The organism is Leptospira alstonii serovar Sichuan str. 79601, from assembly GCF_000347175.1.
Classification (GTDB): Bacteria; Spirochaetota; Leptospiria; order Leptospirales; family Leptospiraceae; genus Leptospira; species Leptospira alstonii.
In genome coordinates, this window is record NZ_ANIK01000035.1 from 78,268 (window position 1) to 96,188 (window position 17,921).

The window sequence follows — 17,921 nt, forward strand, 5'->3', positions numbered from 1 at the left end:
GGAAATACCGCTTTATTTTGTGATATTTTTGTCACTTTTACACAAACAAGTTATTTCTAGGAATGATTTTTTGATTTTTAGATCTAGTTTTGTATTTTTGAATTATAATTTTCGCATAACGTATGCGACTGGTCATTTTCAAGTACGTTTGACTTTTTATAAAGTGATTTAATCACAAGGTCCCTATCTCTGAAATAAAATTAATATTCTATTTACAAGAAAGACATATTTTAGACTCCTGGTTTTAACTTTTTCAAGAGTTCTATCCAGTGAAAGTCAAAATGAAATATTATATTCTAATTCTTGCATGTATTTTGCACCTTTTCCCTCCCCTATTCGCTTCCGAACTTCTTTTAAAATCGGGGGAAGCGTTCTTAATCGAAGAAATCAACGAAAGCGCGGACGTGATTAATCTTCGTTGGAAAGGGCGACAATACAGAATCCCAAAATCCGAGATTCAAAGGATCGATTATCAGAAAAAAGGCCCTGAATCCTCTTACAATTATTCCGAATTTCGTTTAACGGATGGCTCATCCATTCGAGGAATCATCGTTGAAAAGAAAAAAGACAGGCTTGTATTTCGAACCGAGCTAGGGTTTGTAGAAGTCGAAAAATCCAAGATTCAAAATCTAAACGCAAGTTCCTTAGAATCCGAAACGGAATCTCCCGACTTACCCGACAAATATCTCTCCGGGCGTTCGGGTGAAAACCTACTCTATGTAGGCGGAAGTCTTCTCTTTCAGTCAAATCACGGATCTTGGAACAAGAACAACCCCGGAACCGCCGGTCTTGGGTTCTTTATCGAAAAAGGTTTTTTAAATCATCCGCTTTGGTTTTTCGGATTTCTTTCCGAGTATTCCGTCGCACCCGGTGTTTCCGGCTCCGTTTCTCTTTGGAATCAATCTTTGTATTTCGGAAAACAATTCGGATCGTCCGCCCCCTACTTCTTGTTAGGCGGAGGTGTAACCTCGGTTCAATGGAAAAACGATTCTCGTTCGTATAACGGAACCGATCCGGAAGTTTTAGGGGAATTCGGTTGGGCCTGGGAGTTCGCAAACGGTTCTCGTCTCAGGCTTGGAGTCAGGTCACAGTGCGCGTTTGAATCCGGAGATTCACTTTGTAGATCCGGAATTCGTATCTCTTGGGGGTTATTGTTATGATTTCTTTCGTTATACCGGCGTTCCTAAATCGTTTGGAGATTTTAGCTCTTATATACGAACCTTTGCCTGAGTTTCACAAAAATGTGGGAACTCCTACATTTTTAAACGATGGGAAAATCTCGCAAAAGCCGAACAGCCGTCAAAGGGACAAAATCTGTGGGAACTCCTGCAAATTCGATGTTAGAAACGAGTGGTTAGGAATTAGGAACCGTTGCAGGTTTTGGGAAAAGTTCCATGTAGATTCTAATTTTCTTAAAGAGTGTAAATCATTCGCAATAACAAAGAGACATATTCTTTTGAAAAAAAGACGATCCGGATTCTTATCAAAAACCTTTTCTTTCGTTATACCGGCGTTCCTATTAAAAATCGGGAATCTCTTTAAAATAACCCGTTTCACTTTTCTTTTCACCCTAATCTTACAATTCTCAAACTGCTTAAATTCCCCGCTTTCTCATATTCAAGACGCACAAAACGCAAAAGTAAATCTGGCTTTTGTTTCACAAATAGGACCTCGTTCGGCTACGATTTTCTGGGAATGTTCTTCGTCTCTTCCGGGTTCCGTTTTGTACGGCAAAGGCGCAATCGAATCTGTTGTTACTAGTTTAAAAAATTCTAATATCCACTCGATGACGCTTCCCAATTTGGATCCAAACACCGATTATCTTGCTTATGTTTTTTGTTCTTCTGACTTAAACAAACTCCAACGAGTTCCTCTTACTTTTAAAACTTGGACGAGTGATTTTCCCAATCGAACCCGTGGTCTTTGGGTTGTCGGTGGAATCGGCGCAGACGCTTCTCCCGTTTCCGAGATTGATTTTTTTGATCCCGTGACTTCCACTTGGTACCCGGCCGCAACTTCGATTCCCACACCCCGCGCATTTGCAAACATAGTCTCCCACAAAAACAAAATCTATGTCATCGGCGGTCTCGAAAAACAAGGGATCAATTACGTAGCCTCTAAAAAAACCGAGGTCTATGATCCGTATACAAATCAGTGGACAACTCTTGCCGATATACCCGTCGCCAATCAAGGCGGAGTTATCGCAAGCGTAGGAGAAGAAATCTTTATCATCGCGGGAACGACTACAGCCGACATGACAACCGGCACGATCTTAAATACGGTTTCTCGTTTTGCTCCGGGAATCGGACCGACCGGTCTTTGGCAAAGTTATACCTCCCTCTCTGCGATTTTTTCCAGAGCGGACATGTCCGGTTGCGGTCTGAATGGAAATATCTTTTTTACGGGAGGAAGATTCACAAACGACGGAACTTCTCAAGCCACATCCGATTCTTATTCTCCTTCCATCAACTCCACTTCCGCCGCCGGAGAACCTTCGATTACAATTGCAAGACACGGCGCGGGTTCCGCTTGTGTAAAACCTTTGAATAGTGATCCCTACCCTACCGATCCCGAATGGATTGCGGTCATCGGAGGATCTACAGGAGTGAGCACTTTACAACCGATCACGTCTATTACCACTACAAACAGAACCGATTTTTTTCAAAACGGAACTCTTGCCTTTGCTATCGGTCCGATCCTTCCGGTTTCCGTTTATTATCCGGGAGTTCAAGCCTCGTATGAAACGAGAAAGTTATTCGTCTTTGGAGGAGCTTCCGCCCTTAACATTCCTACGGATTCCGTTTATTCCATCGGTCTTCAAAATCCGATCGCAAGCACCTGGTCTCTGGATTCTCTAAAGATGCCTCGCGCAAGATACTCCCACAAAGTCGTTCGGATCGACAGGTAACGTTGTATGAAACCGGTAGCCGCCTTTTGTCCAAAACGATCTTACCAATCGACGAGTTTAAGGGCGTTAAAATTAGTAAGAGATAGGAGATCCTACTCTTATAAAAAAACTCTAACCACTATTTCCTAATCCCTATCCACTAAAAGAGGTTGGTTATATTCAAAAAATGAAACGCTTTAGTTCAATGGATAATATTCTTAAATTTTATTTGGGATCGATTTTAATCCCCGTTTTTCTTTTCACTTTTTCTTCCGGAATTTTTTCGCAAGACAGCGACTATTCAGGAAGTCACGAAAACGGTAAAAAACTGTTGGAAGAAAAACGTTATTCCGAGGCCGAAAAGTTAGCGATTTCCTTACTTTCAAATAACCCTTCCGATCACCACGCGGAATATCTTCTTTCTTCCGCCTGGGTCGGTTTGGGTAGAGAAGAAGCTCAAAAAGGTAACTTTGAAAAAGCTATAGCGATCCTGCAAAAGGCACGTCAAAAATGGCCCTTCGATCAGGAGTTAAAAAAGGAGATTGAACTATTAGGAAATATCTCCATTCAGAAAAGTAAGAATCAAAGTTCTTCCCAAAATCGTAAACCCTCCGGTCCACAAACGGTCATTCTCTTGGACGCCGAACTTTATCGTTCGATCGATAATTTGAAGTCGGAACTCCATTCTACCCTTTCCAATCTCAAAGAAATTAATTCTGCTAACAAGGAATCGGATTCCTTTTCTAAAAAAGAAACGTTCTATCTCGGAATTATTTCCGTTCTTGCGCTCGTCTCGCTCTTGAATTTGGTTTTTACTTTCCTTTTGTGGAAAAGAAAGTGATGGCTTTCGACATAACTACAATTCAATCACTCGCTTTTTTTGCACGGCTTCCATCTCCAATGTCGAGTCCTACCCGCGGAAATTTTAAAACGAAACCGACGGAATTAAAGATCCGATTCCCCATCCTTTCCGAACAACTCGGCCGAAACCAATCCCGCAAAAACGATCGCACAACCGGCGATACGGATCGGACCGGATATTTCACCTAACAATAAAAATGCGATAATGGAGGAAAAAACCGGTTCCAAGGAAAAGATGATTCCCACCCGAGTCGGTGACACATAACGCTGAAATTTGGTTTGTAAAAACGTGGTCAGGACCGAAGCCAAAATCGCGTTGTACAAAACCCCGGGAATCAATCTCATACTCGGATTCAATCTCGCTTCTTCGATTCCGGTTATATGAAGACCGACCACCGCAACCAAAGCGAAAAAACCCGCCACAAAGGATTGATAAAAAACGGAAACCCGAATCGGAATTTCCGCGCCCACACGATCCATCTGTATGATGTACAAAGAGAAAAAAAGCGCGCCTCCGAGAGTGATCCAATCCCCGCTTGCGATCGTCAAAGAACCTTCCATTCCGATTTCACCCAAAAAGATCAGACAAATTCCGGTAAAAACGACGACGGCCCCAAAAAGATTTCCTTTTGCGGGCATTTTTCTTTTAAAAATCGCTTCGAGAAACGGAGTAATGACGACTAACGTTCCGATTAAAAAGGACGACTTGGTCGCGGTCGTAGTCTTAAGACCTACGGTTTCACAGGCAAATCCGAGAAACAAAAACATTCCGAGTAAAAACGCTCCCGAATACCAAACTTTACCGTTTCTGAATTCTTTCCAAACAAACGGAAAAAAGACCAAACTTGCGATCCCGAAACGCAGGCCCAAAAATACGGAAGGAGACGCGTCCCTGAGTCCGAAGATCGTCATCGTAAACGTGCCTCCCCAGATCAGGGTGCAGAGAATGAGATAAACCTCGTTTCCGAATTGTCCGATGCGAAACATCTATATTCTATTTTTCTTAAGTATGATTTTCAGAGGTTCCCAACTTCGGCTCGGCTTGGACAAAATTTCCACGGGCTCGTAACCTTCTTTGGAAATTTTGATTTTTGTTTCCTTTCGATCGGGAAACAACTGAAAGAAAAATCCGTTGATCGGATTGGAAACCCGGACTTCTTCCTGGAAATATTTTACCCTTTCGATTTCGATTTTCGCTTCGAGAGGAACTCCGAACTCGTCCGTGACTTTCAGGAAAATTTTTATACCTTCCAAGACTTCGTTTAACAAAACGTTCCAGGATTCCCTCAAAGAAACGTTCACCTTCTCCACTTCCTTATATACGGGATTTAGATGTGTGGTTTCCAAAAGATACGCGAGGGTTCCGTGTGCGAAGTAAAGGTAATCCTGATCGACTCCGTCGATGGGATAAATGTTCTTTCTCGCCTCGAATTCCTTTTCGGGATTCAAACCTGCAACCGAAGCGGCGATCTTTTTTCCCAATTCTCCAGCCATGTCCGGCTCGGGATTGTTTAAGGAATCGATCGAATATGGAATCAACAGACAATTTGCATATGCGTGAAAGCTAATGGACGCCGCAAACCTTTCGCGATTGGCAAGACCCATCATCGCCTTGGTTTCCGGTTCGGACCCCGGCGACGGTCCTCTGTAAAAGTAATTGGAAGGGTTGGGAGAGGAATAACCCCCTCCCGTTTTTCCCCAGAAAAAAGGATAATTCCTGTTGATATCGACGCCGGGATTGGACTTGTCGTTGACCGGACCGGCTCCGGGATAACCGTTTTTTCTCCCCATCAAATTGGACACGTGCCAAAAATGTCTGGCCCCGTCCGGATTGACGATCGGAACCACCCAGATTTTCATCTTGTTTAGAATTTCATCATATTCTTTCGGTTTGGAGAGGACGGAATAGACGATATCGTAACAGTGTTCGATCGAAATGACCTCGTTGGCGTGATGGGCGCAATTGAAAAGGACGGAAATTTTCTCCGTATCCGAAACGTTCGTATTCGTAAGAAGCAACGCGGGTATTTCCCTCCCTCTTGCGGTTTTGCCGATCACTTCCATACGGGCCGATTTGGAATAAAGATTGGCGACCCCGAGTAAATAATGAATATTTAATATATTATCCTTATAACCTTTTTTGAGATCCTCAAGGCCGCCGAACGATTCGTTGATGAGATCCTGATAGTTTCCGGAATAATATTTAAACGGAAAGTATTGTTTGACGACCGCGATTCCCGGAGAGGGAAATCCGCTTTTGTCGACGTCCTCCTTATTCATCACGGCATAATAAGAGTCGGATTCCTGATAACTGATGGAATACTTTCCTCCGGTTTTATCCCTAAATTCGCCCAAACGTCCGGGCTCGATCCGAACGAGAAGCATCTTTCTCGGATCGTTCAAGGGAGAACTCGGAATTTTTTTCCGAAAGAAACCCGCGCAGGAAACCAAAAAGAACAGGCTCATACAAACGATGAGAGACGCGGCGCCGACTGGAAGAACGGAATACGATTTCATTCTTTTAAAATATTGGAACTAATTTGTTCCGATCGCTTTAAGAATCCAGAGATTTTTTTAAATACTTGATTTGTTCGTTTCCTTTTTCAGTCTATCCTCACCAAGATTCCTTTTAACGCCGGAATCTTTTAGAACAGGACTTTGTATGAAATCGAAAATTCGGAATCTTCTTCTTTTAACCGCGACGATTTCGGTCGTCTGCACGGCGTGTATGTGCAAACTCCTTGCGGATTCCTCCTCTTGCGGAGGCAAAGAAATTACCGGGATGAAATGTATTCCTGCCGGAGAATTCATCCGAGGAAGTAACACACACGACGCGGACGAAAAACCCGAGGAGAAGGTTTACGTGAGCGACTTCTACATGGATATATACGAAGTCACAAACGAAGAATTCGATCAATGCAGGAACGCGGGCAAGTGCGGAGAATGTTTAAAAACGGGAAAGTGCAATTACATCGGGCCACGTTATGGTAAACCGTACTTGGGCCCCAAACAACCCGCGGCGGGAATCAGTTGGTATACGGCGAAAGAATTCTGCGCATGGGCGGGTAAGAGACTTCCGACCGAAGCGGAATGGGAAAAAGCGGCTAGAGGACCCAACGGAAATTTATATCCCTGGGGAAACGAACCCGCGACATGCGAAAGGGCGATCATAGAAGTGGGAGACGTCAAAGGATGTGTCTCTAAAAAAACGCAGAAACCTCATCTTATGCCGACGGCAAACGTGGGGACAAGAGCTCCGGGTATGTACGGATTGTATGATATGGCCGGAAATTCCTGGGAGTGGACCGCGGATTGGTATTCCCCTTCTTTCAAAGTTTGCGGAGACGCGTGCAGAGGAAAGGACCCCAAAGGGCCTTGCGACGGTAAAGAATCCTGTCCGGGCCATACGAAAAAAGTTTTAAAAAGCGGTTCCTGGTGGTGGCCCGCAAGTTACGCGAGAGGTTCCAAAAGAAGATCTCATATTCCGGAAAATTTTCCGGAATACCATCATTTCGGATTTCGTTGTGCAAAGGATGCAAATAAATAATATGTTCAATCATTCTAAATTAAGAATTTATTTTATTCTTACGATGTTCGTTGTCGGTTTTTCGTTTTGTTCCGGATCGGAAAAAATCGAAGAAAGTCAAGGCCGTTCCTTAAGCGAACAGGATCTCGTTTCCAAACTCGCAACTTTGAAGGAAACTCCTCAAGAAACCCTCGTTCCCACCAAATGGGACGTAGGCGATACCACGGTTTCCAACGAGGACCGTTTGGATCTTCTGATCCCCCACGTTCAAAACGTTGGCAACGCTTACGTGGGAGTGGGATCGGAACAAAACCTCACGATCGCCGCTTGGGCAAAATCGGATTTCATTTATCTAATGGACTTCACTCAGATCGTGGTTCACGCGAACACGATCACCATTCTTTTCCTAAAAAAAGGAGAGAGGAAGGAAGACTTCATCCGACTTTGGGGAAAAGAAGGGGAAAAGGAAGCTCTCGAACTGATTCAAACCTCTCTTGCCGATCCGGAGGTTTACAAGAAGGTTTACAAACAGGCTTCTCCGTTTATCCGTAAACGTCACAAAACCAACCTGATGCTTTCCAAAAAATACAACTACAAGATGTTCCAAACCGACGACGAACAATATTCTTATATTCGCAAGTTGGCGGTCGAGGAAAGGATTTTACCGGTTCGCGGAAACCTTCTCGGAAATACCACGTTAACCGGAATCGGAAATACTTTGAAAAAAATTGGACATAAGGTAGGAATCGTTTATTTCAGCAACGCGGAGGAATATTTCGCTTATCCTCGGGAGTTTAAAAGTTCCATTCTCAATCTTCCGATCGAAGGGAACTCTCTCGTTGTAAGAACGATTTCCGTTCGTAAGGATCTGTTTCCTTGGTCCCCGGGTTCCGAAATTTCCACGGACAGAGGTTTTCACTACTGCGTTCAAAAAATTTCCAACTTCCAAAAATGGCTCGCAAGCGACAAGCCGGGACTTCGCTCCTTACAAATTATGGTGGAAGGCGGGACCGTCGATAAAAAGAACGGGATCACCGTCGTAGACAAGGAGCCTGTCGTAACTACCGCGCCGACTTCGACAACTACCGCCACAGACAAAACAAAAACGGCCCAACCCACACGATGAAACGCAAGCGTTTCAAGGGCGAGTGATTAGGGGTTAGGACTTTACGTACATAACATGCAGCTGTTCCTAATTCCTATCCACTCGTCCCTAACATCTAATATGCAAGTGTTCCGACAAGAATGGGGCTTTTTACTTGCAAAAAGTATGATTTCCTGATAGAGAAAAATCTCCCGAGCCTTTCCACCAATTTCGCGACCCGTAGAGAGCGAAATAGAGTTTATTCACCCCACCACCCAAAATCAGGGGAAACTCAATGCAACGCTCTCTACGGATCGCGTTGCAGGGCGTAAGTTTCACGGAGGATCTGTCGTAATTCCGACAGATTTATCTTGAGATCCAAGTACTTGCGGGGTTGGTTATGATAGGAAGCGTAGGCTCGCAACGAAGTTGCGAAATTCGCATTTGAGCTCGCGTTATACGCCTTTAAAATAAAAAACGAACCTTTCCGCCCTCTTAAAAAATATCACCTAAGCGATATCAAGACAATCACATTAGCACTTCTTTAAGTATAATCCAACCGTCATACTCATCGCCTTCAAGTAATCCGATTTCAAAATTTAAAATTCTTTTTTTGTTTTCTTTTTTAATAAGAACTTGAACTCAAAGAATAACTTCGTATTCAATTAATTTTATTATTTACAGTATCCAACAATTCCAACAAACCTTGAAACGCAAAACTTAGGAGCGCGTATGACAAATTACATTGTTCGCGGAGGAGAGCAGGAACTTCCTCCTCCGTATAGTATGAAGCGTGTAGAACTTTATGCTTTTTGTATACAAGGAAATCGGCATGCGATTCAATCGATCATAGATCGGGACCTGAACGAACCCGCAAGCGGTAGAACGCATTATACGGCGTTCGCCGATGAAATATTTCTCGTATTCGCAAAACAAAGATATCTTGTTCCGGGTAACCAATGCGGCTGGGTGGAAGAAACGGACGTAGGTTTTTGGATTCCTCTATTTGCAACGGACCCGTCTCGAATCCGCTTTTATCAGCCCTATCTCTTTGTGGACATTCCGACTGCAATGGCTACGGGAAGGGAAATCTACGGTTTTCATAAAATTCAAGGCGACTTTCAAATACCTTCTCTCCAAGTTCCTCCGGAATACTTTTCCGTGGATGCGATCACGCCTCGCGGTAAGGACCGACAGGCCGTTTCTCAACGGATATTCACTCTCACCTGCCCTCCGGGAGAATCACAGACAAAAGAATCCTACGATGAATTTTCAAAGATAGGAAATCGATTCGCCGAAATTCTTTTCGATAATCCTTACAAGATCGCAATTCCGGGTATGAGTTTGCCGATTAATCTCTCGGATTACTTATTTTCTCCCGAACTCGGAATGGTTTTTTTAAAACAATTCAGAGACGCGGCGGATCCTACGTTAGCCTGCTATCAAGCGATCGTGGAAGCGAACAGCAACGTTACGCGCTTTCGCAAAGGCGGACTTTTGGAAGGAAACTACATTTTGGATGTCCTGAGTAACGCTTATTTCCCCTTTATTTCCGACTTCGGTCTTAAAAGCACTTCCGTTCCCGTTCAATTCGGAATTTGGTGCGATTTTGATTTCGATTTTTCCGCAGGAACGATCATCCATCAAAACGTTTGAAATCGGTTTCGACAAAACGCAAGTTATGCGCAAAAGCTCGACGGCGAGTTCAATCAATCGGCGGATCATTCCGCTCGTTTTGTACATAAATATTAAATATTTAAAATGTGTTATAAGAATACTTTAATCGATATTAGGCGGTGTTTTATGAAGGATAAAAAAGAAAAAGTGGTTATACTCGGCGGCGGATTAGGATCTCTCGTTACCGCTTACGAAATCACTTCCAGGCCCGATTGGCAAAAAAAATACGAGATCACAATTTATCAATTAGGCTGGAGACTCGGCGGAAAAGGCGCGAGCGGAAGAAATCGGGACGTTTACGATCGAATCGAAGAACACGGACTGCACATCTGGTTCGGATTTTACGATCACTCCTTTCAACTCATCAAAAAATGTTATCAAGAACTCGGAAGACCTCTCACGGAACCCTTAGCCGTCTGGGAGGAAGCGTTTAAACCGGCGAACTTTTTCGTCTTGGAGGAACTCGTCAACGGACGTTACGAACCTTGGCCGATACAGTTTCCGATGAACGATCGAATTCCGGGAGATACGACGGAACTTCCTGATCCTAAAGTTTATCCTTCCATGATTCTGGATTACTTGGAGGAATATTATAAAAACCGCAAGCAATTTATCTTTCCCGAAAACGAACCCGCGGACGATCCGAACGTTTGGAAAGAGATTTTAAAATGGGCCGAAAACGCGGCGGACTTGGACGCGATCGGAAAATCCGTTCTCGTTTTAAAAAATCTTTCGGATAAACTGAGCGACGGTTTTCCTCGAGACCGTTTTCTAAAAATTTTGGACCTGTTCGTCGACAATCTTTGGACAAGGATCGAGAAAAAAATCGAATCGAACACAGAAGCAAGAAGGTTCTGGATCCTGATCGATTTCTGTCTTACCAACATCAAGGGAATGATCAAAGACGACGTTTTCGAAAAAGGTTTTGAAAGTATAGACGACTTCGATTATAGGGAATGGCTAAAACTTCACGGAGCGAGCGACCTTACGATTCGGTCCGCAATCGTACAGGCAATATACGGGCTTGTGTTCGGAGGAACCGATCAGTACACTTTCGCCGCAGGAACGGCTCTCAAGGGAGCCTTAAGAATGGTCTTCACTTACAAGGGTGCAGTCGCTTATAGGATGCAGGCCGGAATGGGAGACGTCATTTTCACACCCATGTATGAAGCTCTGAAAAAACGCGGAGTTCGGATCAAGTTCTTTCATAGAGTGAGGGAACTTATCCCCGCCGAAGTAAACGGACAATCCCTGATTCAAACCGTAAAAATCGGCAAACAAGCGAACTTAAAAAAAGACGAATATTCTCCCTTGATCGACGTTAAGGGACTCGCTTGTTGGCCGAGCGAACCGCTCTACGATCAGATCGTGGAAGGAGAAATATTAAAAAATAATAATATAGATTTGGAAAATTATTGGTCCGATTGGAAGGACAGGGAGGAAATCCTTCTCGAATACGGAAAGGATTTCGATCGACTCGTGTTCGGGATTTCCATCGGTGCGATTCCTTTCCTATGCCCGAAAATCTTAGAGGAAAGTTCCGAGTGGAAACGAATGACGGAATCGATCACAACGTGTCTAACGGATGCGTTTCAACTTTGGATGTATCCCGATGTTGCGGGTCTAGGATGGAAATATTGGAAAAACGAACCTCCCGTTCTAGGATCTTACGTGGAACCTTTCGACACTTGGTGCGATATGAGCCACCTCATCAACAGAGAGTCTTGGCCGGATTCTCTTACGCCGAATCATATCGCTTATTTTTGCGGCCCCTCTCCCGCCGGGATAACGCCTAAGGATCCGCTGCTGGATCCGGACATACCGACACAAATGAAAAAGTTAAAGGAAAGGGTCGTAAAATTTCTGGAACAGGACGCGCAAAATCTTTGGCCGACTTCCGCGCCTTCCGAAAAAACCGGCGGATTCAATTGGAATCTATTGTCGGATTCGAACAGGACGGAACAAGGTCCGCAAAGAATCGAGTCTCAGTATATGCGTTTAAATATTCAACCCACGGAAAGATATGTCTTATCGGTGAAAGGTTCCACAAAGTATCGACTTCCGGCGGGCAACAACGGATATGCCAATCTTGTAATTACCGGGGATTGGATTCAAAATTCCGTATTAAACGCGGGATGTGTGGAAAGTACGGTCGTAAGCGGCATCGAAGCGGCTCGGTGTATTCCTTGAACTTCGAATGATAAAAATCGAACTTCCCGGTTTTGAAACGTTCGGACTTTTTTCCATAGATCATGAATTTATAATATACAAATCTCTGGATAAAAGTTCGAGGGAACGCGTCCTTCTCAAAATCCTTCGTCAAAAAAAACCGACTCTTAAGGAGATTCAAAAAATCCATCACGATTTTAGGATCTCCAATTTTATCAAAGGACCGAAAATTCAAAATTCACTGGAATTAATACGACATGAAGGCGCTCCAATTCTTGTAATCGAAGACTGCGATTCCGTTCCTCTTTCGAAATTGTTTCCCAACGGCGTAAATTCCGTTGAAAAATTTTTTGAGATCGCCCTGGAAATATCTTTCGCGCTCAAAGAAATTCATGAAAAAGGAATTCTTCATAAGGCGCTCCGCCCCGGAAACGTTTGGATTCAACGGCAAACTGGAAAAATAAAAATTACGGATTTTTCATCCGCTACTTTTTCCGCAAAAGACAACTCGCCCTCCGTTGAACCGCATTTACCCGCCGAAATTCTTTCCTACGTACCGCCGGAATTGACCGGAAGACTCTCCCGTGTTTTGGATCTTCGCGCGGATTTTTATTCATTGGGAATCATTTTCCATCAGATGATCGCGGGAACTCCGCCGTTTACATCCAAGAACAGAAACGAAATTTTACACGCTCATCTCGCAAGAAAACCCGTCCCCTTGCATACGGTTCGGAAGGAGTTGCCTATTGCGGTATCGCTTATCGTCTCAAAGCTGCTTGAAAAAGATCCCGACCAACGTTATGCGTCCATTGAAGGATTGATACACGACTTGGACCGCTGTTTCAAGGATTTTCAAAATGGAAATATGAATTCGATCTTCGTTCCCGGTTCGAGAGACGTCCCGAAACTGACGTTCGAAACCTCCGCTCTTTACGGAAGGGATAAGGAGAAGTCCGTTTTGGAATCTTCCCTACAAAAAGTGTTTCGAGGGGATACCGATCTCGTTTTTATCACCGGTGATTCCGGTTCCGGAAAGACCGCGCTCGCAAAATCCTTTTTAAAGAGTGTCTCCGAAAGAGGTGGCGTCGCCGTCCAAGGAAAGTTCGATCAGTATGAAACATCGTTTCCGTTCGGAGGGTTAATCCATTCCTTAAGAGGTTTGGTTTCGATTTTACTTTCCAAAGAGGAAAAAGAAATTCAAGAATTTAAAAGGCTGATCGCCCAATATGCGGGAGCCAACGGAAAAATACTTTTAGATCATATTCCAGAATTAGAATATGTTTTGGGTCCGCAGCCGCCGTTGTCCGAACTCCCGCCGGATGAAAATCGGATCCGTTTTTATTATACACTCCGCAACTTTATCAGAGCCGTTTCCGAAATGAGCAGACCGCTCGTTCTTTATATGGACGACTTGCAGTGGGCCGATCCGGCGAGTCTTAAGTTCATAGAAACCCTTTTGATCTATTCAAAAATTAAGAATTTATTATGTATTCTTTCTTTTAGGTCCGAAGCCGTCGAATTTACAAGTCCGTTTTCCAAGTTCCTCGAATCCATCGAAAACAACAAGATCCGAAAAAGCCGGATCACAATCGATCCTCTCGATGAAAAAAACATTTACAGACTTCTTCAGGACTTGGCGCCCGGATCGGAAAAACAAACCCGATCCGTAACCGCCGTATTTCAAAATAAAACATTAGGAAATCCTTTTGCGATCATCCAACTTCTCAGAAGCTGTCGAAAAAGGAATTTCATCTCCTATCAATTCGAATCCAAACTCTGGGAATGGGATCTCGAAAAAGTCGGAGGACTACCGGTTGCGGATAACGTCGTCGGCCTTCTCTGCGATAGACTTCGGGAACTCACACCCGAAGTCCGGGATTTGCTCGGAGCATGTTCCTGCTTGGGAGAAAGATTCAGCTTGGAATTCGTATCTAAATTATATTTTTTTGATACTGAAAAACTCAATCAAACCCTTTGGGAAGCGGTGAAAGACGGACTTATAACCCCCTCTCAAAATCCGGATCGTTTTCTTTTTGAAAGAAGTTATTCTCCGGAACGAATGTTCGGTTTTTCGCACGATAGGATTAGACAAGCGGCATACACTCTGTTGGAAAAATCGAAACGAAAAGAATTTCATAAACGAGTCGGAACCGCTCTACTCGCCTTTCACGGGCCGGAACCCAAAGACAGAGTTCTTTTCCAGATTACGAATCATCTCAATCAGGCTATCGACACGATTGATGAGAAAACTCTTCGCAACGATCTTACGAATTTGAACTACAAAGCCGGTCTTCAAGCCAAAAGTTCCGGTTCTTATGAAAGTTCCCTTAAATATTTGAAATTCGCTTTGGATTCCTTGAACCGGGAGAGGCGTATCGAGGATTTGGAGTTTTATTCCAACGTGATTTTAGAAACCGCAGAGGCGGAATACCTTCTGAACAATTACGAAAAAGCAATATTCTACTTAGACTCATTAGAAAATTTAAATATTCACGATCTTCAATATATTCGCACAAACGCGATTCGCGTTCGACTCTATTCCAAAATGAACAGGGTGGAAGACGCCGTTTTGGCCGGTTTACGCGCGATGAAACGTTTCAAGATCCGCATTCCTTCTTCCCGGTTCGCGATCAATTTAGCGCTTTTAAAGGAATTGTTCCTCTCCTTGATCTTATCCAAAGGAAAATCGGATTTCGAACTCGTTCAAATAAAAGAAAACGAAAAAGCGGAATACCGAGCCCTGATCGACCTATTTGCGGACCTAGGCCCTTCTGCGTTTACGTACAACCAAAATCTTTTTGCGCTTATAGTATTAAAAATGTTTAATATTTCCTTAACCGAGGGAGTTTCCAGAAGCAGCCCGATCGCATACGGCGGCTACGGAATGATCGTAAATCAAACGTTCAAGGACTTGGATCAAGCGATGCGTTATTCCAAACTCGCCTTGGATCTAAACGAAAGGATTCCATTCGATCTTGTAAAACGGAAAGTGCAGTACGTTTATTCCGCCTATCTTTGCCATTGGAAAAGACATATCAGCCTAGACATCGATTTGTTAGACGAAGTTCACAACGGAGCCTTAGAGAACGGAGATATCTTCTACGCGGGATTCAGCCTTCAGGCGAAAATACAGAAAAAAATCTTCGCTTCGTATCCGATCAACGAACTTCTAAAGGACGCAGATTCCGCGGGAAAATACTTTAAGGCCGCAAGAGACGATTTCGCATTTATGATCGCAAAAAGTTCCCATCAGTTCGTCAAAGCGCTAGCGGGAAAAACATCGTCCCTTGATTCTCTCGACGACTCCGAATTTCAAACGGAAGATTTTGAAAGAAGAATTTTGGAGGATAAGAATTATACCGCGCTTTCCTATTATCACCACGATCTTATGAAACTTTATTATTTTTCGGGACAATTTCAAAAAGCCCTAATATCGGGCGACAAAGGCGAAAGGCTGATCCAAAACGCGTTCGGATTGATTCCCTTTCCCGAATTCTGGTTTTATTACGGACTTACCATTTTGGCGAATTTTCATGAATTTTCCCTTTTAGACAGAATCAAATATTCAAAAAAACTAAATCTTCTATTTTCTTATTTTGAAAAATGGAGCGGAGATTGCCCCGAAAATTTCATGGGACTTCTCCAACTTCTACGCGCTGAAAGAGAAAGAGTACGAGGAAAAATCTCCGAGACGATTATCGGCTACGAAAAGGCGATCAAACTCCTTCAAGGATCCGGCTTTGTTTCGTTTCAAGCCTTATCGAACGAAATCGCTTCCGAGTTTCATTCTAAAATCGGAAACCTTTCCCTTCAAAATCATTATATGGGACGCGCAATCGATCTTTATTCCAGATGGGGAGCTTCAGCCAAAGTCGCCGATTTGAAAGGTCGTTTTTCAAACCGGCCGGATTTCTCCCTTTCCATAGAAACGAAGAAAAAAGGGTTTCCCAATCGAAATCCGAATTTGGATCGGGAAATTATATTAACAACTTATAATATTCTTTCCAAAGAGATTATCCTAGACAATCTTTTGAGAAAATTGATTCGGATCGCGATACAAACGGCCGGAGCGACGAGGGCGATTTATTTTCATTTGTACGATAAAAATCCGACGGTATATCTTACGGGACAAAGCGGCGAAACCGGAATTGCGGTCGAAAAATTTCCGGAACTGGACGAAACACAATATCCTATTTCGTATCTCAACTACGTTTTAAGAACCGGTAAAATGATTTCTACCGGCGTATCCGATACCTCCTCTTCGAGTCGAGACTTTGCCGATCCGTATATCGCGGAGAAAAAACCTCGATCCATGATTTGTATTCCTCTGATTTATGCGGGTGAGTTGAAAGGAATTCTCTATCTCGAAAATCGAATGGTCGACGGAGTATTCGAGAAAAATAATATTCAAACCCTAAAACTGATCGCGGGGCAAGCCGCGATCTCGATCGAAAACGCAAACCTTTACGCGGAACTGGAGAAAAAGGTCGCGGAAAGAACTTCCGAACTCAACGACACGATCCGTCTACTTCAAAAGGATTTGCTCTACGCTCAAAAGATTCAAGACAAGATTCTACCGGAGCCGGAAGTTACGTTAAGCGGAATACATATTCTCACGAAATACGTTCCGATGACCCAAGTGGGCGGTGATATCTACGACTACGCCGAAATTTCTCCCGGCAAGGTAAGGATCTTTTTGGCGGACGCAACCGGGCACGGCGTACAAGCTGCGTTAGTCACCATGCTGATTAAATCCGAGTATGAAAGCCTGAAATATCTCAACATATCCCCAAGCGAAGTGATCTCCGAACTCAACAAAACGGTTATAGTAAAGTACGGAACTCTCAAATTTTTTTTCAGTTGCCTCGTCGCCGATGTAAACGCGGAAGAAAAAACGCTTTTATATTCCGCGGCGGGACATCCCGATCAATTTTATCTTTCCGGAAGTACGATCACAAAATTGCCCAGAAGCGGACCCATCATCGGCATTCCCGCAAAGAAAAAATACGATTCTCGGTTTTTGAAGATATCCAAAGGAGATAAGTTGTTTTTCTTTTCGGACGGAATCATAGAAGAGTTCAACTCCTCCAAGGAAGCGTTCGGCGAAAACAGACTTTTAAAATCCATTCTCAAAGAACCCTTCGGACCTGTTTCGGAAATCGTACAAATGGTATTCGCGGATCTTCAGTCTTTTCTTTCGGGTCAAAAGGTCGTGGACGATATCACATTCTTATCCGTGGAGATATTGTAAATCGTATTCAAAAAATATAAAATTTTAATACGTTCTATAAAGTAACGCGAATTCGCTTAAGAAAGTTTGGGCGAATCCAACCCTTGGCTTTGCCAAGGGTTGGACCGCGCTTTCTGCTCTGATCAACAAATTGACGGATCGCTCGAAAAACGAAATTTCTCCGTCATTCCAATTTGTTGATCTCGCTTCAATCGCTTTCGCATTTGTTATACCGAGCTCACACTGTAAATAAAATAGAATCTTGACGAACCACAAGTCGAATACTCGGAAGTACGTTTCATTCGGAAATCCAGCGCCGGACGAGATCCTAACAACTTCTTAACTTCGTTTTCCGTTTGTTTAACCGGACGATCTTGACTCTACGACTACTCCGTGGTTTACTTGGAACATGAAGAGAATTTCTGCGAGACCTTTTCCGTTCAAACCGAAAAACCGTCCGACTAAAACCGTTTTTCCGAATCTATAT

General features: G+C 43.5%; 10 protein-coding genes. 8 read left to right on the top strand and 2 right to left on the bottom strand.

Annotated features, from left to right (window positions below; all coding sequences use genetic code 11):
- Window positions 1-281: 281 nt before the first annotated feature.
- From LEP1GSC194_RS08730 to LEP1GSC194_RS08740, 3 genes are all read left to right on the top strand, one after another.
- Window positions 282-1,160, top strand: a complete 879-nt coding sequence (locus LEP1GSC194_RS08730; RefSeq protein WP_020773230.1) for an LA_3334 family protein — start codon at window positions 282-284, stop codon at window positions 1,158-1,160.
- 275 nt (window positions 1,161-1,435) lie between these two features.
- Window positions 1,436-2,908 (top strand): Kelch repeat-containing protein, encoded by a 1,473-nt coding sequence (locus LEP1GSC194_RS08735; protein ID WP_157229211.1) that lies wholly within the window; start codon window positions 1,436-1,438, stop codon window positions 2,906-2,908.
- A 166-nt stretch (window positions 2,909-3,074) separates the two neighbouring features.
- On the top strand, window positions 3,075-3,728 hold the full coding sequence (locus LEP1GSC194_RS08740) for a tetratricopeptide repeat protein (RefSeq protein ID WP_408605330.1): 654 nt from the start codon (window positions 3,075-3,077) through the stop codon (window positions 3,726-3,728).
- Window positions 3,729-3,832: 104 nt separating this feature from the next.
- Here the strand turns inward: LEP1GSC194_RS08740 and LEP1GSC194_RS08745 are convergent, their stop codons facing one another.
- Window positions 3,833-4,735, bottom strand: a complete 903-nt coding sequence (locus LEP1GSC194_RS08745; protein WP_020773318.1) for a DMT family transporter — start codon at window positions 4,733-4,735, stop codon at window positions 3,833-3,835.
- Window positions 4,736-6,265, bottom strand: a complete 1,530-nt coding sequence (locus LEP1GSC194_RS08750; protein WP_020773283.1) for a M14 family zinc carboxypeptidase — start codon at window positions 6,263-6,265, stop codon at window positions 4,736-4,738.
- 145 nt (window positions 6,266-6,410) lie between these two features.
- Here LEP1GSC194_RS08750 and LEP1GSC194_RS08755 point away from each other — a divergent pair, with 145 nt between their 5' ends.
- The 5 genes from LEP1GSC194_RS08755 (at window position 6,411) to LEP1GSC194_RS08775 (ending at window position 17,455) form a co-directional block, all read left to right on the top strand.
- Window positions 6,411-7,295: a formylglycine-generating enzyme family protein gene (locus LEP1GSC194_RS08755; protein ID WP_020773183.1), complete on the top strand. Its 885-nt coding sequence runs from the start codon at window positions 6,411-6,413 to the stop codon at window positions 7,293-7,295.
- Window position 7,296: 1 nt separating this feature from the next.
- Complete coding sequence (locus LEP1GSC194_RS08760) at window positions 7,297-8,400, top strand: LIC_10091 family lipoprotein (RefSeq protein ID WP_020773307.1); 1,104 nt, start codon at window positions 7,297-7,299, stop codon at window positions 8,398-8,400.
- A 690-nt stretch (window positions 8,401-9,090) separates the two neighbouring features.
- Window positions 9,091-10,014, top strand: a complete 924-nt coding sequence (locus tag LEP1GSC194_RS08765) for a hypothetical protein (RefSeq protein WP_020773203.1) — start codon at window positions 9,091-9,093, stop codon at window positions 10,012-10,014.
- 147 nt (window positions 10,015-10,161) lie between these two features.
- A complete protein-coding gene (locus LEP1GSC194_RS08770; RefSeq protein WP_020773211.1) occupies window positions 10,162-12,225 on the top strand; it encodes an NAD(P)/FAD-dependent oxidoreductase in 2,064 nt (687 codons plus the stop codon).
- A 7-nt stretch (window positions 12,226-12,232) separates the two neighbouring features.
- Entirely contained in the window at window positions 12,233-17,455 is a 5,223-nt protein-coding gene (locus LEP1GSC194_RS08775) for a trifunctional serine/threonine-protein kinase/ATP-binding protein/SpoIIE family protein phosphatase (RefSeq protein WP_020773241.1), read from the top strand.
- The last annotated feature ends 466 nt before the right edge of the window (window positions 17,456-17,921 follow it).

Bases quoted from the DNA above. Each gene is read 5' to 3' on its own strand.
- LEP1GSC194_RS08755 (WP_020773183.1), top strand. From the start codon at position 6,411: ATGAAATCGAAAATTCGGAATCTTCTTCTTTTAACCGCGACGATTTCG.
- LEP1GSC194_RS08770 (WP_020773211.1), top strand. From the start codon at position 10,162: ATGAAGGATAAAAAAGAAAAAGTGGTTATACTCGGCGGCGGATTAGGA.
- LEP1GSC194_RS08740 (WP_408605330.1), top strand. From the start codon at position 3,075: ATGAAACGCTTTAGTTCAATGGATAATATTCTTAAATTTTATTTGGGA.
- LEP1GSC194_RS08750 (WP_020773283.1), bottom strand. From the start codon at position 6,265: ATGAAATCGTATTCCGTTCTTCCAGTCGGCGCCGCGTCTCTCATCGTT.
- LEP1GSC194_RS08775 (WP_020773241.1), top strand. From the start codon at position 12,233: ATGATAAAAATCGAACTTCCCGGTTTTGAAACGTTCGGACTTTTTTCC.
- LEP1GSC194_RS08745 (WP_020773318.1), bottom strand. From the start codon at position 4,735: ATGTTTCGCATCGGACAATTCGGAAACGAGGTTTATCTCATTCTCTGC.
- LEP1GSC194_RS08765 (WP_020773203.1), top strand. From the start codon at position 9,091: ATGACAAATTACATTGTTCGCGGAGGAGAGCAGGAACTTCCTCCTCCG.
- LEP1GSC194_RS08730 (WP_020773230.1), top strand. From the start codon at position 282: ATGAAATATTATATTCTAATTCTTGCATGTATTTTGCACCTTTTCCCT.
- LEP1GSC194_RS08760 (WP_020773307.1), top strand. From the start codon at position 7,297: ATGTTCAATCATTCTAAATTAAGAATTTATTTTATTCTTACGATGTTC.